21 protein-coding genes and 1 pseudogene are annotated in these 22,996 nt (G+C 65.6%); 11 read left to right on the top strand and 11 right to left on the bottom strand.

Annotation, left to right across the window (positions count from 1 at the left end; all coding sequences use genetic code 11):
* Positions 1–16: 16 nt before the first annotated feature.
* The 7 genes from RMO95_RS04005 (at position 17) to RMO95_RS03975 (ending at position 8,423) form a co-directional block, all read left to right on the top strand.
* Positions 17–328, top strand: coding sequence for a YqjD family protein (locus RMO95_RS04005; RefSeq protein WP_310449303.1), 312 nt, complete (start codon positions 17–19; stop codon positions 326–328).
* A gap of 8 nt (positions 329–336) precedes the next feature.
* Positions 337–750, top strand: coding sequence for a phage holin family protein (locus RMO95_RS04000; RefSeq protein ID WP_310449302.1), 414 nt, complete (start codon positions 337–339; stop codon positions 748–750).
* A complete protein-coding gene (locus RMO95_RS03995; RefSeq protein ID WP_310449301.1) occupies positions 747–1,046 on the top strand; it encodes a YqjK family protein in 300 nt (99 codons plus the stop codon). The genes RMO95_RS04000 and RMO95_RS03995 overlap by 4 nt, the downstream gene beginning before the upstream one ends.
* Before the next feature lie 67 nt (positions 1,047–1,113).
* On the top strand, positions 1,114–2,052 hold the full coding sequence (locus RMO95_RS03990; RefSeq protein ID WP_310449300.1) for a DnaJ C-terminal domain-containing protein: 939 nt from the start codon (positions 1,114–1,116) through the stop codon (positions 2,050–2,052).
* Between the two features lie 5 nt (positions 2,053–2,057).
* Positions 2,058–2,375, top strand: a complete 318-nt coding sequence (locus tag RMO95_RS03985; protein ID WP_310449299.1) for a chaperone modulator CbpM — start codon at positions 2,058–2,060, stop codon at positions 2,373–2,375.
* Between the two features lie 11 nt (positions 2,376–2,386).
* Positions 2,387–5,107, top strand: a complete 2,721-nt coding sequence (locus RMO95_RS03980; protein ID WP_310449298.1) for a cation-transporting P-type ATPase — start codon at positions 2,387–2,389, stop codon at positions 5,105–5,107.
* Between the two features lie 73 nt (positions 5,108–5,180).
* Positions 5,181–8,423 carry a DUF748 domain-containing protein gene (locus RMO95_RS03975; protein WP_310449297.1) on the top strand — a complete coding sequence of 1,081 codons (3,243 nt, stop codon included), beginning with the start codon at positions 5,181–5,183 and terminating at the stop codon, positions 8,421–8,423.
* Positions 8,424–8,604: 181 nt separating this feature from the next.
* On the opposite strand, the gene RMO95_RS03970 is transcribed toward RMO95_RS03975, so the two are convergent.
* The 4 genes from RMO95_RS03970 to RMO95_RS03955 form a co-directional block, all read right to left on the bottom strand.
* Complete coding sequence (locus tag RMO95_RS03970) at positions 8,605–8,937, bottom strand: cupin domain-containing protein (protein WP_310449296.1); 333 nt, start codon at positions 8,935–8,937, stop codon at positions 8,605–8,607.
* Between the two features lie 111 nt (positions 8,938–9,048).
* Entirely contained in the window at positions 9,049–9,417 is a 369-nt protein-coding gene (locus RMO95_RS03965) for a cupin domain-containing protein (RefSeq protein ID WP_310449295.1), read from the bottom strand.
* A gap of 4 nt (positions 9,418–9,421) precedes the next feature.
* Positions 9,422–10,192, bottom strand: coding sequence for an N-acetylmuramoyl-L-alanine amidase (locus tag RMO95_RS03960; protein ID WP_310449294.1), 771 nt, complete (start codon positions 10,190–10,192; stop codon positions 9,422–9,424).
* A 27-nt stretch (positions 10,193–10,219) separates the two neighbouring features.
* Positions 10,220–10,441, bottom strand: coding sequence for a hypothetical protein (locus tag RMO95_RS03955; RefSeq protein WP_310449293.1), 222 nt, complete (start codon positions 10,439–10,441; stop codon positions 10,220–10,222).
* A gap of 161 nt (positions 10,442–10,602) precedes the next feature.
* On the opposite strand from RMO95_RS03955, the gene RMO95_RS03950 reads away from it, so the two are divergent.
* On the top strand, positions 10,603–11,220 hold the full coding sequence (locus tag RMO95_RS03950; protein ID WP_310449292.1) for a 3'-5' exonuclease: 618 nt from the start codon (positions 10,603–10,605) through the stop codon (positions 11,218–11,220).
* A 211-nt stretch (positions 11,221–11,431) separates the two neighbouring features.
* Positions 11,432–11,833: pseudogene (locus RMO95_RS03945) on the top strand (substrate-binding domain-containing protein); the annotation flags it as partial.
* A gap of 69 nt (positions 11,834–11,902) precedes the next feature.
* On the opposite strand, the gene RMO95_RS03940 reads toward RMO95_RS03945, so the two are convergent.
* Together RMO95_RS03940 and RMO95_RS03935 are read right to left on the bottom strand one after the other, a co-directional pair.
* Positions 11,903–15,925, bottom strand: a complete 4,023-nt coding sequence (locus RMO95_RS03940) for a hypothetical protein (protein ID WP_310449291.1) — start codon at positions 15,923–15,925, stop codon at positions 11,903–11,905.
* Positions 15,904–17,175, bottom strand: a complete 1,272-nt coding sequence (locus RMO95_RS03935; RefSeq protein WP_310449290.1) for an ATP-binding protein — start codon at positions 17,173–17,175, stop codon at positions 15,904–15,906. Before RMO95_RS03935 ends, RMO95_RS03940 begins: the two co-directional genes overlap by 22 nt.
* Positions 17,176–17,432: 257 nt before the next feature.
* On the opposite strand from RMO95_RS03935, the gene RMO95_RS03930 reads away from it, so the two are divergent.
* Together RMO95_RS03930 and RMO95_RS03925 are read left to right on the top strand one after the other, a co-directional pair.
* Positions 17,433–18,140 carry an AzlC family ABC transporter permease gene (locus tag RMO95_RS03930; RefSeq protein ID WP_310449289.1) on the top strand — a complete coding sequence of 236 codons (708 nt, stop codon included), beginning with the start codon at positions 17,433–17,435 and terminating at the stop codon, positions 18,138–18,140.
* The gene (locus RMO95_RS03925; protein WP_310449288.1) at positions 18,137–18,463 is read left to right on the top strand and encodes an AzlD domain-containing protein; all 327 of its coding nucleotides are present in this window, start codon (positions 18,137–18,139) and stop codon (positions 18,461–18,463) included. Before RMO95_RS03930 ends, RMO95_RS03925 begins: the two co-directional genes overlap by 4 nt.
* On the opposite strand, the gene RMO95_RS03920 is transcribed toward RMO95_RS03925, so the two are convergent.
* The 5 genes from RMO95_RS03920 to RMO95_RS03900 form a co-directional block, all read right to left on the bottom strand.
* Positions 18,411–19,556: a type I glyceraldehyde-3-phosphate dehydrogenase gene (locus tag RMO95_RS03920; RefSeq protein WP_310449287.1), complete on the bottom strand. Its 1,146-nt coding sequence runs from the start codon at positions 19,554–19,556 to the stop codon at positions 18,411–18,413. The two genes, RMO95_RS03925 and RMO95_RS03920, sit on opposite strands and share 53 nt — an antisense overlap.
* A gap of 82 nt (positions 19,557–19,638) precedes the next feature.
* Positions 19,639–20,532 carry a tyrosine recombinase XerC gene (gene xerC / locus RMO95_RS03915; protein WP_310449286.1) on the bottom strand — a complete coding sequence of 298 codons (894 nt, stop codon included), beginning with the start codon at positions 20,530–20,532 and terminating at the stop codon, positions 19,639–19,641.
* Between the two features lie 4 nt (positions 20,533–20,536).
* The gene (locus tag RMO95_RS03910) at positions 20,537–21,187 is read right to left on the bottom strand and encodes a DUF484 family protein (RefSeq protein WP_310449285.1); all 651 of its coding nucleotides are present in this window, start codon (positions 21,185–21,187) and stop codon (positions 20,537–20,539) included.
* Position 21,188: 1 nt separating this feature from the next.
* Complete coding sequence (dapF, locus tag RMO95_RS03905; RefSeq protein ID WP_310449284.1) at positions 21,189–22,064, bottom strand: diaminopimelate epimerase; 876 nt, start codon at positions 22,062–22,064, stop codon at positions 21,189–21,191.
* 50 nt (positions 22,065–22,114) lie between these two features.
* Positions 22,115–22,993: a lipid A biosynthesis acyltransferase gene (locus tag RMO95_RS03900; protein WP_310449283.1), complete on the bottom strand. Its 879-nt coding sequence runs from the start codon at positions 22,991–22,993 to the stop codon at positions 22,115–22,117.
* Positions 22,994–22,996 lie beyond the last annotated feature (3 nt).

Genomic DNA, 22,996 nt, shown 5'->3' with positions numbered 1-22,996 from the left:
ATTCCAGGAGAGAAACATGAGCGACATGACGGATGTAACCAAGGACAAACTGATCGCCGACGTAAAGCTGGTGATCGCCGACACGGAAGAACTGCTGCGCGCCACCGCGGGCCAGGCGGGTGAGAAGGTCGCCGAGATCCGCGCGCGGACCCAGGATAGTCTTGCTGCCGCCAAGATCAAGCTGGCTGAAGCCGAGGCGGTGGTGGTGGACAAGGCCAAGCAGGTCGGCCGCGCCGCCGACGACTACGTGCATGACAATCCCTGGCGTTCGGTCGGAGTCGCGGCCGGATTCGGTTTCATCGTCGGCCTGCTGATCGGTCGTCGCTGAACCCAGCCATGGCTGATGCGGCCGGCGGCACGCCGGACCAGGGTGGTTTGTTCGCGTCGAGCAAGGGTTTGCTCGGCACCGGCGTCAAGCTGCTGCACAATCGCCTCGAACTCCTCGGTGTCGAAGTGGCCGCGGAGAGGGTGCGGCTGATTTCCCTGCTGGCTTATGGCGCCGCCGCCTTTCTGTGCATCGCAGCCGGCCTGATCTTCCTTGCCATCTTTCTCACCGTGATGCTGTGGGAAAGCCATCGTCTGCTTGCTCTCGGCGTTTTTTCGGCGCTTTTCCTCGGCGCCGGCGGTGTCTGCCTGGCGCTGGCGATGAGCCGGGCACGCGCCGGCTCGACGCTGTTTTCCGGCAGTTTGGCCGAACTGCGCAAGGACCGGGATGCCTTGTCGGCAAGGGACGGCGGCGGACCGCTGTGAACGCCGGCGCGCTCGAACTTGCCTTGAAGAGGCAGCGACTGCAGATCGCCAGCGCGAGCCTGCGCAGCGATTTCGGCCGCCATGCCGCCGGGTTGGCGCCGGTTTTCGGCGCGGCGGATTGCGCGGTCGAAGGTGCCCGCTGGATGGGGCGCAACCCGCAACTGGTGGTCGCCGCCGGCGTCGCGCTGGCCGTGGTCCGGCCGCGCAGGGCCTGGCGCTGGGGACGCCGGGCGTTTATCGGCTGGCAGGCATGGCGCCGCTTGCGCGAATACCTCGACCGCCGCCAGCCGGCCTGATCCGCATCAGGCAGCAGCGGGCAGCAGCGGGCAACGGCGTGCAGATCGCGGCGATGAGCCCCGCATCATGAAGTTCAAGGATTACTACGAGATCCTCGGCCTGACGCGCAGCGCAACCCAGGACGAGGTCAAGCACGCCTACCGCAAGCTGGCGCGCAAATTCCATCCGGACGTGAGCAAGGATCCAGATGCCGAGGCGCGCTTCAAGGAGCTGGGTGAAGCCTATGCGGTGCTGAAGGACCCCGAGAAGCGCGCGGCCTACGATCAGATGGGCAGCCAGTGGAAGGCCGGGCAGGACTTTCAGCCGCCGCCGGGCTGGGATACCGGCTTCGAATTCAGCGGCGGCGACTTCGGCGCCGGTCCAGGCGGCGAGCACAGCGACTTCTTCGAAGCCCTGTTCGGTCACCATTTCGGGACCGGCCAGCGCGGACACATGCGCGCCCAGGGTCAGGACCACCATGCCAAGGTGCAGATCGATCTGCTCGATGCCTACCGTGGCGCCCAGCGCAGCATTGCGCTGCGCATGCCGGAGCTCGACGCAGAGGGCCGCGTTGCCCTGCAGGAGCGCAAGCTCGACGTGAGTATTCCCAAAGGCATTCGTGCCGGCCAGCACCTGCGTCTGACCGGCCAGGGCGCTCCAGGGCTGGGCGGCGGCGCGGCGGGCGACCTCTACCTGGAAATCGTCTTCAAGCCCGATCCGAAGTTTCGCGCCGACGGCCGCGATGTCTATGCAAACCTGCCGCTGGCGCCCTGGGAAGCGGCGCTGGGCGCCGCGGTGATGGCGCCGACGCCGGAAGGACCGGTGCGCCTGACGATTCCACCCGGCTCGGTGGCAGGTCGCCAGTTGCGCCTGAAAGGCCGCGGTATTCCTGGCACGCCGCCGGGCGACCTGTACGTGGTGCTGACCATCGCCCTGCCGCCGGCCGACAGCGAAGCCGCGCGCGAGGCTTACCGCGCGATGGCCGAGGCCTTTGACTTCAACCCCAGACAAGCCCTGGAGGAATGAGCCTGATGAACCCAATCGCCATGACATACATAGAGGGGCCGGTGGTCGAAGAGGAAGTTCGATTTACGCTGGTGGAACTCTGTCAGGCCTGCAGCGCCGAAGAGGAGCACGTGCTGGCCTGGGTTTTCGAGGGCGTGCTGGAACCGGCGGGCAGCTCTCCCCAGGACTGGCGCTTCAGCGGCGAATCGCTGCGCCGCGCGCGGCTGGCGTTGCGCCTGTCGCAGGATCTGGAAATCAATCCGCCCGGCGTGGCGCTGGCGCTCGACCTGCTCGATGAAATCGCCGCGTTGCGGGCACGACTGCAACGCGCCGGAGTCAGATGATGGGCTAGGCCATGCATATCCATGGCCTCGACACCGAGCAGGCGCTTGCCAGCCTGAAGACCACGGCGGCCGGCCTGACTGCCGACGAGGCGGCGCGCCGCTTGGCCGAGTTCGGGCCGAACCATGTCGAGGAAGTCGCGCGCGAGCATCTGCTGCTCGGCTTTGCCCGCGAATTCACCCATTTCTTCGCCATCATCCTGTGGATCGGCGCCGCACTGGCCTTCCTCGCCGACTATTTCGATCCGGGCCAGGGCATGGGCCGCCTCGGTTTCGCCATCGTCGGCGTCATCGTCGTCAATGGCATATTTGCCTTCTGGCAGGAATACCGGGCCGAACAGGCCGTGGCGGCGCTGCGTCAGCTTTTGCCGCAGAAGGTGCAGGCGCTGCGCGGCGGAGCGATCGTCGAGCTGCTGGCCAGCGAACTGGTGCCCGGCGACATCGTGCTGCTGGAAGAAGGAAATTTCATTCCGGCCGACTGCCGCCTGATCGAGGCCTTCGCGCTGCGCGTGAACACCGCGACGGTGACCGGCGAATCCCTGCCCAAGGCGCGCAACACCGATCCCAGTGCCGAAGATTCGCCGCTCTATGCAAAGAACGTGGTGCTGGCCGGAACCGCTGTGGTCTCGGGGCAGGCGCGTGCCGTGGTGTACGCCACCGGCATGCGCACCGAGTTCGGCCGCATCGCCCACCTGACGCAGACGGCCGGCGCGGCCTCGTCGCCGCTGCAGCGCGAAATTGCGCGCCTTTCGCGCATCGTCGCGGCGCTCGCCACGGGCATGGGCGTGGCGCTGTTCTTCGTCGGTCAGGCGATGGGCCTGCCGACCTGGGAGAATCTGCTGTTTGCCATCGGCATCATCGTCGCCAACGTGCCGGAAGGCTTGCTGCCGACGGTGACCCTGTCGCTGGCCATGGCAACGCAGCGCATGGCCAAGCGCAACGCCCTGGTGCGTCACCTGCCTGCCGTCGAAGCGCTGGGTTCGACGACGACGATTTGCTGCGACAAGACCGGCACACTGACCCAGAACCGCATGTCGGTGCAGCGCCTGTGGCTGGGCGGCGGTTTTCTCGACTTTGACGACCTCGCTTCGCAGTCGCGCCTGACGGACGATAACCGCGAGCTGTTCGTCAATGCGGCGCTCTGCCACAGCCTGAAGATCGTCGATGCGCATGGTCAAAACTCGCTGCTCGGCGACCCGATGGAAGTGGCGCTGGCCGCCATGGGCCGGCAGGTAGCCGGTGAACTTGCCGACCACAAGCGGATCGACGAGATTCCCTTCGACACCGACCGCAAGCGCATGTCGGTACTCTGCGCAACACCGCAGGGCCACATGCTCTACTGCAAGGGCGCGCCGGAGACCGTGCTGGCGGCCTGCGACTTCGTCCAGTTCGACGCCGCGGGTGACGCCGAACCGGTGCCGCTCGATCCGCTGGCAAGAACCCGCCTGCTGGCGGCTCAGCGGCAGATGGCCGAGGCCGGGCTGCGTGTGCTGGCCTTTGCCCATTGCTCAGTCAACGATGGCATGCCGAACGAAGAACGCGGCATGATCCTCTCCGGGCTGGTCGGGCTGGAAGACCCGCCGCGAGCGGAAGTTCCCGATGCCGTGGCGCGTTGCGCCAGCGCCGGCATCCGCATCATCATGGTCACCGGCGACCATCCGCACACGGCACTGGCGATCGCGCGCCAGATCGGCCTGGTCAAATCCGAACAGCCGGTGGTGATCGGCGGCGACGAACTGCGCGCCATATCGCCGGCGCACCTGCAACTCGCGCTCGATGCCAAGGAGATCATCTTCGCCCGCGTCGCCGCCGAACAGAAGATGCTGATCGTCCAAGCCTTGCAGAAAAAGGGCGAGATCGTCGCAGTGACCGGCGACGGCGTGAATGACGCGCCGGCACTGAAGACCGCCGACATCGGCATCGCCATGGGTATCAGCGGCACCGACGTGGCAAAGGAGGCGGCCGACCTGATCCTGCTCGACGACAACTTCGCCAGCATCGTCGCCGCGATCGAGGAAGGACGCGCGGTGTTCGACAACATCCGCAAGTTCCTCACCTACATCCTGAGTTCGAACATTCCCGAACTGGTGCCCTATTTGGCCTTCGTCCTGTTCCGCATTCCGCTGCCGCTGACCATCATCCAGATCCTCGCTGTCGACCTCGGCACCGACATGCTGCCGGCCCTCGCGCTGGGCGCCGAAAAGCCCGATCCGCAGGTGATGCAACGGCCGCCGCGGGCACGCGGCGAGCGGCTGCTGTCCTGGGGTCTGCTGGCCCGTGCCTACCTGTTTCTCGGCGTGCTGGAAGCTGCGGCGGCCATGGCGGTGTTCTGCTTCGTGCTCGAAGCCGCCGGCTGGCATTACGGCGTAGCCCTCGACAGGAACGATCCGCTGTACCTGCAGGCGACCTCGGCCTGCCTGGCCGCGATCGTGGTGATGCAGATGATGAATGTGTTCCTGTGCCGCCACCCGTTCAAGTCCTCGCTGTCCTTCGGACTCTTCAGCAATCGCTACATCCTGTTGGGGCTGGCGGCGGAACTCGGCGTGATCCTGTTCATCATCTACACCCCGGCCGGCAACTGGCTGTTCGGCACCGCGGCCATCGGCGTCGAGGTCTGGCTGCTGGCGCTGGCCGGCGCCGCGGCGATGTGGCTGCTGGAAGAAATGCGCAAGGCCTGGCTGCGGCGACTGATGACGCGGGCCGCTGGCGGTCGGCCCGCAGTGCGCTCCGGCTAGGCGTCGTGGCGTACTATGCCGGCATAGGCCACGCTTGATGAGTCTGCCGCCGGTATTTCCATAGGACAAAGACATGGCGATCACGCTTCAGCGCATGAGCAAGGCAATCCTGTTTGCCGCCGCCGCCGTGTTCATCTTGTTCGGCGTGGTTTGGCTGGCGCTGCCGGGCATCCTGCAGTCGCAGGCGCAGCAGATCGTCGCCGAGAAAAGCGGCCACCGCCTGAGCCTGGCCAAGCCGGAATTCAATCTCTTGGCGCTCAGTCTGCGCCTGCGCGAGTTCACGCTCGAAGACCCGGAAGGCGCGCCGCTGCTGGCCTTCAACGAACTCTTGGTCGATCTCTCCGCCGCCAGCATTACGCAGCGCGGCCTGGTGTTCGACGACATCCGGCTCGACGGCCTGCGGGCCAGCGCAATACTGCGCGACGGCGCGCAGGGCCCGCTGAACTGGAGCCGCCTGCTGGCCGCGTTTGTCGGCAAGGACGAGCCCAAGCCCGCTGCGCCGCTGCCGCGCATCGATATCCGGCATCTGGCGCTGACCGGGGCGCAGGCCGATATCGCCGACCGGCGCAGCGTGCCGCCCTTTGTCAGCCGGATCGAATCCTTCGACCTCGAACTCAAGGACATCTCGACCCTGCCCGACGACTCGGGCCGCTTCAGGCTGACGGCGAAGACCGCCTTCGGCGCCCAGCTCGAATGGACCGGCGAAGCCACGCTCAACCCGCTGGGTTCCAGCGGCCATATCGATCTGCGCGGCATCGACCTGGGCAAGCTCGCTGCCCTGCTCCAGCCGCATCTGCCGCCCGAACTCGGCCTCGCGCCACCCGATGGCGTCGCCAGCCTGGATCTGGACTACCGCGTCGGCCATGCCGCGGGCAAGCTCGAACTGAAGCTCGACCCGATTACCGTCAAGCTCGCCGGGCTCGCGTTGCGCAAACCGCGGGCGCCGGGCGCGCCGCTGCTCGCCGTGGAGGCCATCGAGCTGCAGCGGGGTCGCTTCGAACTCGCCACGCGGCAGCTCGAATTCGGCGCCCTGGAACTGCGCGGGACCCGCCTCGAAGCGGCACGCGACGGCAAGACGCGCGGCAATATGTTGTCGCTGACCGCGATCGCCCTGGCGCCGACGCAGATCGACCTGGAGCGGCGCAGCGCGAAGATCGGCGCCGTCGAGTTGAAGGGCGGCAGCATCGCCGCGCGACGCGACGCCAAGGGCGCGATCGACCTGCTGGCCGTGCTGCAGGCGCTGGCGCCGGCGGCATCGGTAGCGCCGGCCAAGGCGGAACCGCCGGCCGCGCCCTGGCGCTACGAAATCGAACGCGTCGCCTTGAGCGGCTTCGACGCCAGCCTGCGCGACGAATCGACCAAGCCGGCGCTCGAACTGGGATTCGCCGACATCGCGCTCAGCGTGGCAGGCGTCAGCGACAAACTGCAGAAGCCGTTGCCGCTCAAGGCCGCGTTGCGCGTCACCGGCGGCGGCAGCCTGACGCTCGACGGCAAGCTGGTACCGGCCACGGCGGCCGCGGAGCTGCAGCTCAAGCTCGACGACCTGGCGCTCAAGCCGGCGCAGGCCTTCCTCGGCCGCTACGCCGCGCTCGACCTTGCCGGCGGTCGTCTGGCCGCCGCCGGCAAGCTGGTGCACAACGAAAAAACCACGGCCTATCGCGGCAGCCTGGCGCTGAGCGACCTGCGCCTCAACGAGGCCGGCACGCAGACGGCTTTCCTCGCCTGGAAGTCGCTGGCGACGCGCCAGCTCGAAGTGACGGCGAAGCAGCTTCATATCGCCGAACTGACGCTCGATGGTCTCGATACGCAGCTGCTGATCGCGGCGGACAAGTCGACCAATTTCAAGCGCATCCTGCGCCGCGGCGATGCGCCAGCAACCGACAGTGCGCCGCCGGCGGCGCCAGCCGGCGGCGCGGCCGCTGCCACCGCGGCTGCGGCGCCGGCAGCGGCCGCCGCAGCGAAGCCGCAGGCCGCGGCGGCTTTCCTGGTCGACATCGATCGCCTGCGTTTTCGCAACGGTGAACTCGATTTTGCCGACCAGTCGCTGCTGCTGCCCTTCGGCGCGCGCATCCATCGCTTGCGCGGATCGCTGGCCGGGCTTTCCTCGCGCCCCGGCGCCCATGCCCAGCTCGAACTCGACGGCGAGGTGGACGAATACGGCCTGGCACGCGCCGCGGGCCAGGTGGATATTTTCGATCCGACCGACTTCATGGACATCCGGGTGATCTTCCGCAATGTCGAGATGACGCGGCTGACGCCTTATTCGGCGACCTTCGCCGGACGCCGGATAAATTCCGGCAAGCTCTCGCTCGATCTCGAATACGTGATCAAGAAGCGCCAGTTGCAAAGCCAGAACAAGGTGGTGATGGAGCGTCTGGTGCTCGGCGAGCGCATCGCCAGCCCGACCGCGAAGGATTTGCCGCTCGATCTGGCGATCGCCCTGCTGGAGGATTCCGATGGCCGTATCGACCTCGGCCTGCCGGTCAGCGGCAGCCTCGACGATCCGCAGTTCAGCTATGGCGGCCTGGTCTGGAAAGTCATCACCAATGTCCTGATCAAGATCGTCACCGCGCCTTTCCGCGCGCTCGGTGCGCTGTTCGGCGGCGGCGACGAGAAACTCGAAAGCATCGCCTTCGACGCCGGCGCGCGGCGCCTGACGCCGCCGGAACGAGAGAAGCTGGTCAAGCTCGCCGCGGCGCTGAACAAGCGTCCGGCGCTGGCGCTGACGCTGCAGGGCAGCTGGAACGAAGCCGACCGCAGCGCACTGCAGGACCTGCAACTGCGTCGCACGCTGCTGCAAAAAAGCGGCTACCAGAGAGGAAACAGCGGTGGCAACAGCGGTAGCAATAGCGGCGACACCAAGGGCGATCCGGGACCGGTTGCGCTGCGCCAGCCGCAGATCCAGGCGGCGCTCGAAGAGCTGTTCGCCGAGCGCTTCGGCAAGGCCGAGCTGGCCGGGCTCAAGCAGGGCTTCCGCAGCGCCAATCCGGGCCAGCTTGAGGAAAGCCTGGGCGGCAGGGTCATGTCGCGCCTGACCGGCCTGATGCGGCCGCCGCGCCAGCTCAGCGAAAGCGAAGTCGGCGCGCTGAAGGGCGCCGACTTTCATGCCGTGCTCTACCAGCGCCTGCGCGACAAGGAAGTCCTGCCCGACGATCGGCTGCGTCAGCTCGCGCAGGCACGCGGCGAGGCCGCGCTGGCCACGCTGAAGGAGGCCGGTGCGCCGGCTGCGCGGGTGATACTCGGCGAGCCCGGGAAGCACGAAGGCAATGACCACGAGGTTCCGCTCAAGCTCTCCCTGGGCAAGGCCGGCGGCTAGTAGTCAGTCAACAAGGAAAAGGCGCAAGGAAAAGGCGCATTCCCTGTAGGAGCGAGCTTGCTCGCGATAAGCCGTTGTCGCGAGCAAGCTCGCTCCTACATCCATCGGTTTCAACATGTCTGCGTACTAGTCCAGGCGCGGCGCCGTAGCGCCAGCGCCAACTCTTGAGTCTGGCGCCGAATCAGTCGCCGGTGTGATGCACGGCCAGCCAGACCGTCGGCGTTTCTTCTGCGGTCCAGTCCACGCGGTGGCGCCGCTGCGGGGCGATGTACAGCCAGTCGCCGGCGCGCAAGTGCCGCGCCTCGGCTTCGTCCTCGAAGCGCAGCAGGGCTTCGCCGCCCAGCAGCGCCACCCATTCGGCATCTTCCTGCCGGTACCAGAAGCCCGGCGGGCTGGCCTGGCCGGTGGACACGATGCGCTCGATGCGCAGTCCGGGCCGCGCCAGCAGGGTGTCGAAGCGCTCGGCGGTTTGCGCTGTCGCGGGCGGCAGGTCGGCGAACAGGTTGCCCGCCACTGGACTACCCTCCCCCCAGCCCCCTCGCCAAGCGAGGGGGTGACAATGGTTCGCCGCGGCGCGGCTCCGGGTGACGACTGGCGCGCCTTCGGGCGGCCGTGCGTGGCGCCATCAGTCCGCCTCCAGCAACTCGGTATCCTCGTGCGCATAGGGCGGGCTGCAGCAGCAGAGGATGGTCAGGACTTCGGCGCCGCCGGCTTCGATGCAATGCGGCGTGCCGGGCGGGATCAGCACCGTATCGCCAGCGCCAACTTTGAAGCGGGTGTCGCCCAGGGTCATGAGGCCGCTGCCCGAGGTGACGTGGTACAGCTCCTCGCTCAGCGCATGGCGATGCAGGCGCGTGCGCCGGCCCGGCGCGACGCTGGCTTCGGCCAGGCTTTGCAGTCGGTTGCCGTGCACGGCGGGATGCATGAGTTCGCGGATCTCAGAGCCATCCTTGGTGAGGTAGGCGGCAATGTCGGCGTAGCGGGTCCGGGTCACGGCTTCACTCCAGTGCGGCGGGGGCGGCCGGGCCACGGGCTTGCGGCCGCAGTTTCTGCTGCAGCAGGCAGTGCAGCAAGGCCTGCTCGTCGGGCGCCAGTTCGGACTCGGCATCCTGCGCCAGGAAGTGGCGGCGGAAGGCCGCGCGCGCGGCGGCGGGGACGGCGACGTCATAACCCAGCGCCTGCAGGCCGAGCAGCGCATCGAAGCCGGCCGGGGCCGTCGCCGGCGGCGCGTCGCACCAGAGGCCGAAGCCCTGCGCGGCGAGTCTTCGCCAGGGGAAGCGGCGGCTCGGATCGACCTTGCGCGTCGGCGCCACATCGCCGTGCGCCAGATAGTTGGCCGCCGGGATGGCATGGCGCCTGCGCAGTTCGTCGAGCAGCGCCAGCAGGGCGAGGATCTGCGGCTCGGCGAATTCCTCCTCGCCGGTGTTGTCGAGTTCGATGCCGATCGAGGCCGAGTTGAGATCGCTCATGCCGCCCCAGCGGGATTCGCCGGCATGCCAGGCGCGGGCGGCCTCATCGACCAGTTGCATGACGGTGCCGTCGCGGCCGATCAGGTAGTGGGCGCTGACGCGGCGCTCTGGGTCGGTCAGCGTCGCCAGCGCCCGTTCGACATTGTCATTGGTGGTCTGGTGCAGGATGACGAAATTCGGCCGGCGCTGGTCGAAGTTCGGCGAAGGCTGCCACAGCGCGCCGCGCCCCTGGCCCGATGGCAGTGGCGCGCAGGCGGCGAGCAGGGCCGGCAGGAGGAGGACAAACCCGCGCAGCATCATGGTCGGCCGATGCGGGCGGGGCCGCCGTCAGACGACGATCGGCTTGGACAGTCGCGCCCGGCTTTGCGCCTCGGACTTGTTCATCTCGGAAACCTGGCGGCCGTAGGCTTCGCGCGCGGCCTGGCCCTGGCGCGTGGCCTCGATGCTGCGGATGCAGCGCCAGCGCTTGCCGGCCTTGGTCTCGATCTGGCGCATCTCCGTCTTCGGATGATGCTGACGACAGTGGTAGCAGAATGCAGTTTCGGACATGCCCGGGAACTCGTACACGTTGAAGCCTGCAATTGTAAACCGAGTTGCGGCCATGATCCTATAGACTTCGATCCCACCAAAACGCCGCCGCAATCCGGTTCCAGCGGCCAATCCGACGGTGCTGCCCTGCCGCGCCGACCCGCTCAACCGCACACGACACCTTGGACACTCTCCCCGACACAGGCCTGCTTGCCGAATTGCCGCCCTATCAGGGCATCGCCATCGCCGACGTGGTGCTGGTCGATGCGCCGGCGGCCGCGGCCGATGCCTGTCGGCTGTTGCTGGCGGAGACCGTGCTCGGCTTCGACACCGAGGCCAAGCCGACCTTCGCCAAGGGCGAGGTGTCGACCGGGCCGCACCTGATTCAACTGGCGACGGCGGACCGCGTCTATCTGTTTCCGGTCAGGGTGCAGATGGAGCACCACCTGCATCACCACGGCCTGCAGGAAATCCTCGAATCGCGGCGCATCCTGAAAGTGGGCTTCGGTCTCGGCAGCGATCTGGCGCAGTTGCGGGCGCGCCTCGGCATCGAGGCGCAGCATGTACTCGATCTTTCGCGCGCGCTGCCCTCCGACCAACCGCGGCAGACTCTGGGGGCGAAAACGGCCGTCGCCCGCTACCTCGGCCGGCGCATGCAGAAATCCAAGCGCACCACCACCTCCAACTGGGCCCATCCGCGGCTGACCGAGCGCCAGATGCTCTACGCCGCCGATGACGCGCACGTGGCATTGAAGGTGTATCGCGCCGCCCTTGCCGAAGGCCATCTGCCGCAAACCTGAACGGCCGCAGCGTCGACCCATAGCAAAGTCGGGAATATCCAATCCGCAAATTCTTGGTTCGCTTCGCGGTCGGCAATCGCTAGAGTTCCTCCATCCCAACCGATAGAGGCAACACTCATGATCCGCTCCACGCTACTCGCGGCCCTGCTCGGCATTTCGCTGGGCGCACAGGCCGCCGACCTCAGCCTGCTCAACGTTGCCTACGCTCCGACTAGGCGACGTGCCGCTGGCCTGGGGAAACGAAGTCTACCTGGTGGTCAAGGAACTCGGCCCGCACGGTGGTAGACCCGGGGTGGAAATCGTCGTGCCGTCCTTGTCCATTCTGATCGAGCCGCCGGTCACCGTGGTCGACAAATATGTCGACAAGCACGGCACGCGCGAGGTGGCCGAAGCCTACCTGCACTACCTGTATTCCGAGGAAGGCCGGGACATCGCCGGCCGCAACTACTACCGGCCGATCGACAAGAAGGTCGCGGCGAAGTACGCCAAGACCTTCGCCCCGGTCAAGCTGATCACCATCGACGAAGTCTTCGGCGGATGGCAGAAGGCGCAGAAGACCCACTTCGCCGACGGCGGCAGCTTCGACCAGATCTACAAACCAGCGGCGCGCTGATTCGTTCAACGAACGGCCGGCATATGATCGCTGCCGGCCGCATTTTGTTGCCTGCTGATCTAATCGTGCCTACAGACTTACGTCCAGCACCACGACGCCTATATGAATCCGCTCAAGCGGCGTCAGGATGGCGTTCAGTTCCCGCTCTACATCGGCTGCAGTTCGAGGTCTGGTGCCCGACGGTGGTAAGGGCATGCCTTTGCCACCAAACCAGAGCACTGCATATATGCCGTAACCGTCGGCCGCCGGGTCCTGGGCGTAGCGGGCCAGTTGATTGCCCACCGCACGCCAGACGTTTGAGTTGCAGTCGCGCTTGATTTCGACCGGCACGATCCAGCGCCCCGAGCGATAAGAGACTTTGATGTCGGCGCGCTTCTCGTCTGCGAAATAGGCTTCCGGTTGGGCCTCGATGTTCATGGGCAAGAGTCTTGGTCGCAGCAGGTCAAGCAGGTAGTTTCGACACTCGTTTTCCAGTGCCGGTTGCGCAGGCGTTTTGTCGATCCAGAAGTGGCGGTAGCCGTTGGTGTCGCCGTGACGTAGGACTTTGCCGATTTCGTGCAGATGCTCGACCACCAGCGCCGCCAGATCGGCGGAATTCGCCGGCTTGCCGTCTTTCAGTGCTTCCGCCAGGGCCGTTGCGTCCGGTGCCCGATAGGCAGCCTCGCGGCTGACGACGCGCTGGGATTCAACGGCATGGCGAAGCTCGCTTTGCCACGCGCTTACGCGCTTGTCGTGCATCAGGGATTCCAGAGCCTGCCGGGCAGGCAAGCCAGGCCGGCCACCCAATTGCGAAATCAGGTGGCCGACGTATCTCGCGGTTTCTTGATCCGGACTGACCCACCCATCGAGATGCATTTGTTGGGGTGAGGCTGTGGGTCCCAACATACGGAGAAACAGATGAAGCAGGTTTTCCGGTAATTCGTCATGAGCGGCTTGTTCTCCCCAGCGCGGACGGAGGAATGACCTCAGCACGGCAGCCTTGGTCTGGCTGCTTCCCACATAAGCTTCAAGGGCTTCGGCGTGACGATTCGGGTCGATCAGCGTGGCGCACGCCAGTAGCATTACCCGTTGTCCGGCGTCCAAGCTGCGGAGTTCCAAGCGCGCTTCCAGCAGCGGCAGCAGGATTGGACGCGCATGACGCAAGGCCGCCATCAACAGATTTTCGAGCTGGCGTCCTTGATTCTTTTTCATCCGATACGGCAATGCCTGCAACAGGCGAGGTGCCGCGAAGGCGGCAACTCTCGCCCAATCCGCATCGCGGGCAAGGGCATGCAGATAAGAGATATGCTCATGGCCTGCCTTGAACATTGGTGTCGCGTAGGCGACCAAAGCATCGGCCACCAAAGTGGGCCGTTCCAGCAGCAACAAACCAAGCCAACCCGATTGATCGCCTTCATCGTAGGTAAAGCGGAACACCAGCATCCGCATCAATACACCGTCGCCAAGCGCGAGGATGTCTTGCGGATCGTCTTGGTGGAGCAGTTCCATACCGACGAGGCAAGGAAGGCGGATGTAGTGCCAGTGTCCTTTCCGGGCCAGGTCCAATACCTCGGCCATCGTCGGTAGATTGCCGCGCGTTACGCAGCGACGCAGGCCGAGCAGGGTTGCTTGGGTCAGGGAGGTATCTCCTTCGAACAGTCTTTCCATGCGCTCAAGCGGCGAACCTTCCTTGGTCCCGAAGAGCGTACCTTGGTGGACCCGAGCCAAATCATAAAGTACGCCAGAGGGTGCAGTGCCTTCCCGGATTGCATCGATATGCTTACGCAGATGTCGTAGCCAGTCGGCGCGCTTAGCCTTGTCGGTTTCGTCTCGATTCAGCCTTCGTTCCGCGTTGCGGAGCCTCCATTCAGGTATTTCCTGATATAGCCAAGCATCGAGCCAAGCTTGAAAGCGCGGTCGGGTCGCGCACCAGGAAAGGAGGCCATCAATGTTCACATGCTCCCAGCCGGACTTGAAAACTAACGATTGAACCGCCTTGTCGAAAAAGTATTTGGCCCGTACATCGGACACCTGGGACTCGGCTTGAGCGAAACACCACACATCGAATCCTTCCGGCGCTGCCGCGTCGTAAAGACGCGCCTCGCGGTCGAATATCTGATGTTGCAACTGGTCGTCGCTCGGGCACTGCTGGACGGCATGGAGAATCAAGGCTTGATAGGACTCGGGGTGAGCGGTGAGCCACGCGCCGATCCGTGCGGAATGCTTGACGTCCAGTCGTGAACTTCGATACTTATCAAGCCCTATGTCCAGCCACGCAGCAAGGCGCTGCACTTCGGGCTCGTGCACCAATCGCTCCAAAGTCATGATGACCAGTTCGCCGATTGCTTCCAGAAGCAAGAAGTCGCGGGACTCGTCCGATGGCAACCCAGTTGCCGCCACGGAATCCAGCAGATGCGGCAATTGTTCCACGGGCGTACGGGCGACTACCTGATGTTCCCAGAAATAGACGTAGGTGCCGATAAACGATTGGCGCTTCGGTGGATGTAGAAAAGCGACGATCCGCTTTGGATCGATGAAAGTTGGATACAGCTCAGTCAGGAGGTAGCCCAGAAGTTCGTCATCCGTATCCTCGACCGCGTTTTGGCGAATTTCTTCCAGGAGTTCCAGCAGGAATTGCACGTCTTGGTTCGAACGCCGCCAAGCTTCCAGAGCATGGCCTCGTAGGTCAGGCCAGTAGCTCGCGTCATGCACGATGGCCCAGAGCGACGGCGTCAGTTCAGGAATTGCCTCTCCGTGAATCAGCGCCGCGAGTACGCAATCGAGAAAAGCCTGACTGCCTTTGTCGCGGGATGGTGAATCGAGATAAGGCCGCAGAGCGTCTGCCATATCCGGCTTGCCCAGCGCACCAAACGGGGAACTGCGCCAATCGACATTGCGGAACCATGGATAGCGTCGCGCTTCCTGCTCCAATGCCCGCAATACCTTCAATCGATCGGCAGTCGCAAAACCGGCCGCGTCGCCATAGAGCAGGACGCCCAACGGGTCGCGCTCGATCAGTGTGTCGCGACAGGCTGGACAATGCACGGCCAGCCAGGCGTGCAGGCCCCGTAGCCCCGCTACGACACCTCCGTCGCTGTTACCCATCCAAGCCAATACACGGCTCAACGGCAGTCCGCGCACCTGAATGCGCTGAGCCAGATGGCGTGCTGCCAGATACTCCGCAAACGTCCGATGTATGGGGCGGCGATGGTTGTCTTGCCCATCGGCGACGAATAGCCGTGTCTGCACCGCCCGCTGCGATTTATCCGCGTCCGTGACGGACAGTTGCGCCAGTGCGGGGTGGGCGGCGTTGGCATTGCCTACATCGAGCGCGACACCCTCCCGCCCCGAAAGAAGCAGGATTGCGCAAAGTTCCCCCGCCGCATTCAGCAGTTCGGCATCGGGAACAACCTTGCCGCGTTTTGCGGCGCGATGCTCCGGATTCGGTTCCTGTACGAGATGTTCGCAGGCCAGGCGGTAGAGGTCTGCCCGAGTTTCTGGCCAGGACGTGCCGTTGCCGACAGTGTCAGCGAGTAGTTTCAGGGTCAGCGGATTTCCCAGCAGATCGCCCAAGCGCTGTTCGTCGGCACGACGCAGAAAGTCCTCGGCATCGGTAACGCCTCTGTTTTGCAAGATGGAGAGACGTGCAGTCCGATCCAGATCGTCCAGATGCACTACCCGCAGGCCTGCGTCACCCGCCAGGTATTCGAGCGCGACCCGGTCGCTGTCGCCTAGCCAGTCGGCCTCGCGACAGGAGATACGGAATGGTGGCGTATCCAATTCGGCGAGACGGCGGCGAATGGCGTCGAGTGGTTTGCGGCCATCCTCTGAACCCGCGCGCATTTCATCGAGACCGTCGATAAACAGGGTCTTGTGCCGCCATTCCTGAGCGATCGGCAGTTCGATGAATTCACGCGCACGAATTAGCGTTCCTTCGCATTTCTCCGTTTCCTGTTCGAACGCGGAGGATTTGCCGGCTCCGGGTTCCCCCAGCAGCACGTAGGCATGCAGGGAGCGCAGATCGGACAGGGGTAGCGAATGGCTGCCCGCTCCGTCGTAATAAGTACAGGTGCGGGGAACCAGATGGCAATTCACGGCTTTTCCGGCAACCAATGTTCGGCCGGGAACGAGAAGAACTCCGGCAAGGAAATGCCACCTTCGCCCACAACCAGCCTGCGACATTGGCCAAAGGCATTCTCGAAGGCATCGAAGCCGCGCACATGGGCGCGCTTGCGGCCGCTCTTGACCTCGATTGCCGTCAGCAGCCGCCCTCGGGCCAGGACGAAATCAACCTCGTCGGAAGCTTCCGACCAGTAGTACAGCTGGCAGTCGGGAACGCCGGTGTTGAACAGATGGGCTCCGACCGCACTTTCCACCAAGCGGCCCCAGTGAGTACGGTCCTGCCGGGCGGCGACAAAGTCCGCGCCATTGGCCAGGGACATCATGGCGGTATTCAGGACCAGCAGCTTCGGACTCGATCCACGCCGCCTTAGTTTGCTTCCCGTATATTTCTGCAGGCCGGTCAGCAAGCCGGCCTGGGTCATCAATTCCAGGTAGTGGGACAGCGTTGCCGTATGAGCTTTTTCACCATCGTCCTGAAGATGCGGCGCCATCTTGCTCAGGGCCAGGATTTGGCCAGAGTACTCGCAGCCAAGTTGGAATAACTGGCTTAACAGAGCAGGCTTGTCGACCCGATTCAACAGGAGGATGTCCTTGCTGATGGCAGGATGGATCAAGGCCTCCAGCACATAATTTCGCCAGCGTGGTTCGTCCCTGACCCAGCTCGCGCTGCCGGGGTAGCCGCCGAAGTAGAGATAGTCGTCAAGCGAAAGCCCGAAAGCATCGTGCATTTCTGGATAGCTCCAGTGGCTGACCATGGGAATCGGCTCGAACCGCCCGGCAAGACTCTCCCTCAGGCCCTTCTGCACTAAAAGTGGAGAAGATCCCAGCAGCACCACGCGCAGATCGAGCCCCGCCAAACGGTCTGCATCCCAAAGTCCCTTGATCACCTCCGACCACTGCGGAATGGCCTGAATTTCGTCGATCGCCAGAATGAAGCCGTTTTCGTACGCCTGCTTCGCCAGCAACCGGGCTTCCTGCCATACGCGAACCAACCAGGTTGCATCCCGGCGAACGCCTGGCGATTCCATGGTTTCATCCGGGGACATGGAAAATGCAGCGAAGCTTGGCTCTTCGGTCGCATCGGCACTGACGTATTTGCTGTGCTCGAAATTCCGTAGCGCTGCCCGCACGAGGGTTGTTTTTCCCACCTGACGCGGTCCTGTTACCACCACCAATCGATAGGCAGGTTCCGCCAATCGCTGGACCAAAACCTTCAGATGGGAACGTTGGAAATCAAGCATGGTGATATTTATGAGTAAATTTACGCATAAATATAACTCAAGCTTTATAGATTAGCAATAACAGTATGTTACCGATAGTTCAAGGCAGCTTGCTGCGGCCAGTCGTGCGAAACCAGTTCGTCAAAAGACAGAGCAGCACGAGTCGCCAAAGTCAACCGGATCGGCGTTAGGTGCGGTGGCAGTGAGTAAAAGTCTGCGCTGGCGGGCCGGCGGCGAATCTTCATACAATGCAGGGGACTCGTTACCGCTTCCCCTTCATGCCAAGTTCATTTTTCCGCGCCGGCGCCCGCGAGGGCTTCCGCAGCTTCCTGCCCATGTCGGTGGGCCTGATTCCCTGGGCCATGGTCACCGGCATGGCCATGATCAGCACCGGCTTCACGCCGACGCAGGCGATGGGCATGAACCTCATCGTCTTCGCCGGCACCGCCCAGCTCGGCACGCTGCCGCTGATCGGGATCGGCGCGCCGCTGTGGCTGATCGTGGTCACGGCGCTGGCGCTGAATCTGCGCTTCATCATTTTCAGCGCCGCCATCGCCGAGGGCTTTCGCGGCGTCGATACGCCGCGGCGCTGGTTCGCCGGCCATCTGCTGACCGACGGCGTGTTCGCCTGCTGCCTGGAGAAGATGCTCACGGTCGAGGACCCGCGCTGGCGGCTCGGCTACTACCTGGCGCCCTCGCTCTGGTCCTGGGCGCTATGGCAGGCGTTTGCCCTGGTCGGGGTGCTCGCCGCCGGCTCGATCCCGAAGCACTGGTCGCTGGAATTCATGGCCACCATCGCCCTGCTGGTGCTGCTGGTCCCGCTGGCGAGGCAGCGGCCGATGCTGGTCGCCGCTGTGAGCAGCGGCGCCACGGCGGTGCTCCTGCGCGGCATGCCGCTGCGCCTGGGGCTGATCGTCGCCATCGTGGTCGGCATCCTCGCCGGCTTTGCCGCCGAGCATTGGCATGCCAAGGGAGAAAAGGCATGAGCGAAGAACTGACGCTGTGGCTGACGTTTGTGCTGATCGGGCTGGCGACGACGCTGCCGCGGGCCAGCTTCATCGTTCTCGGCGGCCGCGTGCGCCTGCCTTCGGTGGTGCAGCGCGCGCTGCGCTATGCGCCGGCGGCGGCGCTGGCGGCCATCGTGGTGCCCGACGTGCTGGTGGCCGGCGGCGATTTCGCGCCGCTGAATCCCAAGCTCGCCGGCGTCATCGCCGCCGTTGCCGCCGCGCTGCTGTCGCGCAATCCCTGGCTGCCCTTCATCGCCGGCATGGCCGTGCTGCTCGGGCTGCGCGCGCTGGCGGGCGGCTGACCCGGCCGGGCCGGATTCGAGAGTTGGCGCTGGCGGGACGGCGCGCGCTTGGCGCAACCGCGTCTGCCGGCGGCATGCGGCGCCCCCAGAAGGCGGCCAGTTCGAGCATGCGGTTGGCGAAGCCCCATTCGTTGTCGAACCAGATCAGCAGATTCACCAGTTGCGGCCCGCTCATGCGCGTCTGGCTGGCATCGATGATCGCCGAATGCGGGCTGTGGTTGAAGTCGACCGAGGCATGGGCTTCCTCGGTGTAGGCGATCTGCCCGGGGAAACCCTGATCGACGGCGCGGCGCAGGCTGGCGTTGATCCCGGCGACCGTGCCGGGGCGCGTCAGCGTCGCCACCAGGTCGATGGCCGAGACATTGGTCACCGGCACGCGGATCGACTTGGCCTCGACCCGGTCGGCCAGCTGCGGCAGCAGGCGTGCGACGCCGCGCGCCAGCCCGGTGGCGACCGGGATGATCGACTGCATCGAGGACCGCGTGCGGCGCAGGTCGGCATGGTGATAGCCGTCGATCGGCGGCTGGTCGTTCATCACCGAATGCAGCGTGGTCATCATGGCGTGCTCGATGCCGCAGGCGGCGTCGAGCATCGCCAGCACGGGAACGATGGCATTGGTGGTGCAGGACGCGGCGGAGACGATGCGCTCGTTTCCCGTCAGGGTTTCGTGGTTGCTGCCGAAGACGATGGTGCGATCGACGTCTTCGGCGCTGTGCCCCGGGTGCGAGAGCAGGATGCGCGGGCAGCCGGCGTCGAGAAAGGCATCGAGCTCGCGGCGGCTTGCATATTGTCCGGAAGCCTCGACCAGCAGGTCGAGATCGAGCGCGCGCCAGTCCACTTCCTGCGGCGTGCGGGCATGCGACACCTGAATGCACCACTCGTCGATGCACAGCGTTTCGCCGCATACCTCGACCTTGCCGGGGAAGCGGCCGTGGGTCGAATCGAAGCGCGTCAGGTAGGCCATGCTTTCGATGTCGGCCGGCTCGTTGATGGCCACCACGCAGAGCTGGTCGCGCAGGGAGGATTCCTGCAGCGCGCGCAGAAAGCAGCGGCCGATGCGGCCGTAGCCGTTGATTCCGATTCGCAGGGACATGGCAGGGCGGGATGCGTGAATGGGGCTGGGCCTGCATTGTAGACCGGCGCGCCGGCCCGCCGGCCCGGCGCGCGAGGACTTTTCAGGCCTTCTTCGCGCGCGGATGGGCGGCGTCGTAGATCTTCGCCAGATGCTGGAAGTCGAGATGGGTATAGATCTGCGTCGCCGCGATGCTGGCGTGGCCGAGCATTTCCTGCACTGCGCGCAGGTCGCCCGAGCTTTGCAGCACATGCGAGGCGAAGGAATGGCGCAGCATGTGCGGATGTACATGGACGCCGACGCCCTGGCGTTGCGCCCATTGCGCGAGGCGGCTTTGCACCTGGCGTGCCGTCAGCCGGGTGCCGTGGCGGCCGGTGAACAGCGCCGGCTGGTCGTCCGGCGCGAATTGCGGGCGCAGCGCCAGCCACGCCCGCAAGGCGGCGAGCGCCTGGTCACCGACCGGCACCTTGCGCGTCTTTTCGCGCTTGCCGGTGACGGTGACTTCGCCGGCGCCCAGATCGAGCCCGCCGGGCCAGTCGAGGCTCACCAGTTCGGACAGGCGCAGGCCGGAGGAATACAGCAGTTCGAACATCGCGGCGTCGCGCAGTTGCAGCGGGTCGCGGGTCTCGCTCGCGGCCGGGCGGTCGAGCAGGGCCGCCGCCTGGTCGATGCCCAGCGCCTTGGGCAGGCTGCGCGGGCGTTTCGGCGCGCGCAGGCCGGCCGCGGGATTCAGCGCTATGGCGCCGCGTCGCGCCAGCCAGCTGTAGTAGCTGCGCCAGGCCGAGAGGGTGCGGGCGATGGAGCGCGGCGCGAGTTCCCGGGCATGCAATTGCATCAGGCCGCGCCTGAGCTGCGGTGTTTGCAGCGCCGCCGGTGCGAGTTCGCCGGCCAGCGCCGTCAGGCGCTCCAGGTCGCGGCGATAGGCGGCGATGGTATGCGGGCTGGCGCGGCGTTGCAGGGCCAGTTCGGCGAGAAACTGCTCGACCGAACCGTCCATTGCCTCAGGCGGCGACTCTGAGCAGGGCCGCCGCGGCCATGGCGCCGATGCGTTCCAGGTAGAGCGTGCCGAGCTCCGGATAGAAGCGGTCCGGCTCGTCGCTGGCCATCACCAGCAGGCCGAAGCAGTTGCCGGCGGCGTCGCGCAGCGGCAACTGGGTCATCGAACGCAGATTCGCCGCGGCATCGCCGAACCAGGCCAGCGCCTGCTGTTCCTTCGTCGTGCCGCAGTAGGGTTGCTGCAGGCGCGCGGCAAAGTCCCTGACGCCATCCGCCACGGCGGCGAATTCATTCCCGTCGCCGGACCCGATGCCCCATAGCCGCAGCGTGACATGCGGCACGGCGAAGGCGCCGCCCAGATGCGAATACAGCGCACGCACCACGCCGGCCAGGTCGCCGGCGGCGATCAGGGCCACCGCCAGGCCATGCACCTTGTCGGAAATGACGTCGTTCTCCTCGCCGAAGCTGATCAGCTCGACCAGTTTCGATTCGAGGGTGCGCACCTTGTCGCGCAGGTTGAACAGCTGCTTTTCGGTGATCGAGATGGCGCGTCCGCTGTGCGGATCGGGCAGCGTGACCAGGGTCAGCAGGTCGGCATACTGGTCGAAGAATTCCGGGTGATCGTGGAGATAGCGGGCGACGTCTTCCGATTTCATATCAGCTTTCTGTGAGGTTGTTCGGGAGTTCGATTTCTGCGTTGAATACGGTGGTCGCCGGGCCGGTCATCAGGACCGGGTGGGCGCCGTCGGCGGCGCTGCCGGCCCAGGCGATCGACAGTTCGCCGCCGCGCGTCGCGACGCGCACCGGAGTATCTAGCAGGCCGCGGCGGATGCCGGCCACCACGGCAGCGCAGGCGCCGGTGCCGCAGGCCAGGGTTTCGCCGGCGCCGCGTTCATAGACGCGCAGGCGGATCGCGTGGCGGTCCACGATCTGCATGAAACCGGCATTGACCCGGCGCGGAAAGCGCGGGTGGGTTTCGATCAGCGGGCCCTGCGTCGCCACCGGCGCGACGTCGACGTCGGCCACCACCTGCACCGCATGCGGGTTGCCCATCGAGACCACGCTGATGTCGATCTGCGTACCGTTCACGTCGAGCGGCTGCACCACGGCATCGCTCATTTCCCTCAATGGGCTGTCGAAGGGAATCTCGGCCGGCAGGAAGCGCGGCACGCCCATATCGACGGTGACCTGGCCGTCGGCTTCCAGCCGCGGCGTGATCAGGCCGGACTGGGTCTCGACGCGGATCGCGCGCGCGCTCGTCAGTCCCTGCTCATGCACGAAGCGCACGAAGCAGCGCGCGCCATTGCCGCATTGCTCGACCTCGCCGCCGTCGGCATTGAAAATGCGGTAACGGAAATCGACACCGGGCGCGCTGGCGCGCTCGACCACCAGGATCTGGTCGCAGCCGACGCCGAAGTGCCGGTCGGCGAGCCAGCGCGCCTGCGCCGGCGTCGGCACGAAGTCCTGGTTGATGGCGTCGAGCACGACGAAATCGTTGCCGAGGCCGTGCATCTTGGTGAAGCGTATCTTCATGGGCGGAGCATACGCCGTGTCGCCAGCGCCAACTTTCGGCAATTGAGGGGTCAATAAAGCCCTTTTTCGCCCGGCGGCCGCGTCTTGAAGCGTTTGTGCAGCCAGTAATACTGTTCCGGCGAGCGCAGCACCTCGGCTTCGATGAAGGTATTCAGCCGGCGCGCGTCCGCAAGCTCGCCGGCGCCGGGAAAGTCCGCCCAGGGTTCGCCGACCGTGGCGACGTAGCGAGTTTGCCAACCCCGGTTCTCCATGCGCGTCACCAGCGGGATCACGGTCGCCCCGGTCAGTCGGGCCAGGCGGGACAGGCCGGTGATGGTGGCCGTCGACACGCCGAAGAAGGGCACGAAGACCGACTCCTTGGGGCCGTAATCCATATCCGGCGAGTAATGGAAAACGCGGCCGGCCTTCACCGCCTTGAGCGCGCGGCGGGTGCCTTCCTGGCGCGACACCATCTCGAAGTTGCCGAAGCGGCAGCGGCCCTTGTTCATCGCCGCCTCGAAGACGCGGTTCTTCTGGTGGGTGTAAATCGCCACCAGTCCCCGCTCCAGTTCCAGCGCCAGGCGCATGCCGCCGGCGTCGATGCCGACGAAATGCGGCACCAGCAGGATCACCGGGCGGCCCTTGTAGGCGGCGAGCTTCTCGGCGCCTTCGAGCCGCACCAGGCGCCGCATGCGCGCCGGCGAGGCCCACCACCAGAGCCCGAGTTCGAGGAAGCTGCGGCCGAATGCCATCAGGTGGCGGCGCGCCAGCGTCGACTTTTCGGCCGGCGATAGCTGCGGAAAGCACAGGCCCAGGTTGGTCAGGGTGACCTGCCGCCGCTCGCGCACCAGAACATACAAGACCAGGCCGAGCACGCGGCCGAAGACCGCCAGCACGGGCAGCGGCAGCCAGTGCAGCAGCCACATGAGGGCGAGGATGAGTCGCGTCACTGC

The organism is Sulfuritalea sp. (assembly GCF_031426875.1).
Classification (GTDB): Bacteria; Pseudomonadota; Gammaproteobacteria; order Burkholderiales; family Rhodocyclaceae; genus Sulfuritalea.
This window is presented reverse-complemented; position numbering and strand designations above follow the sequence as displayed.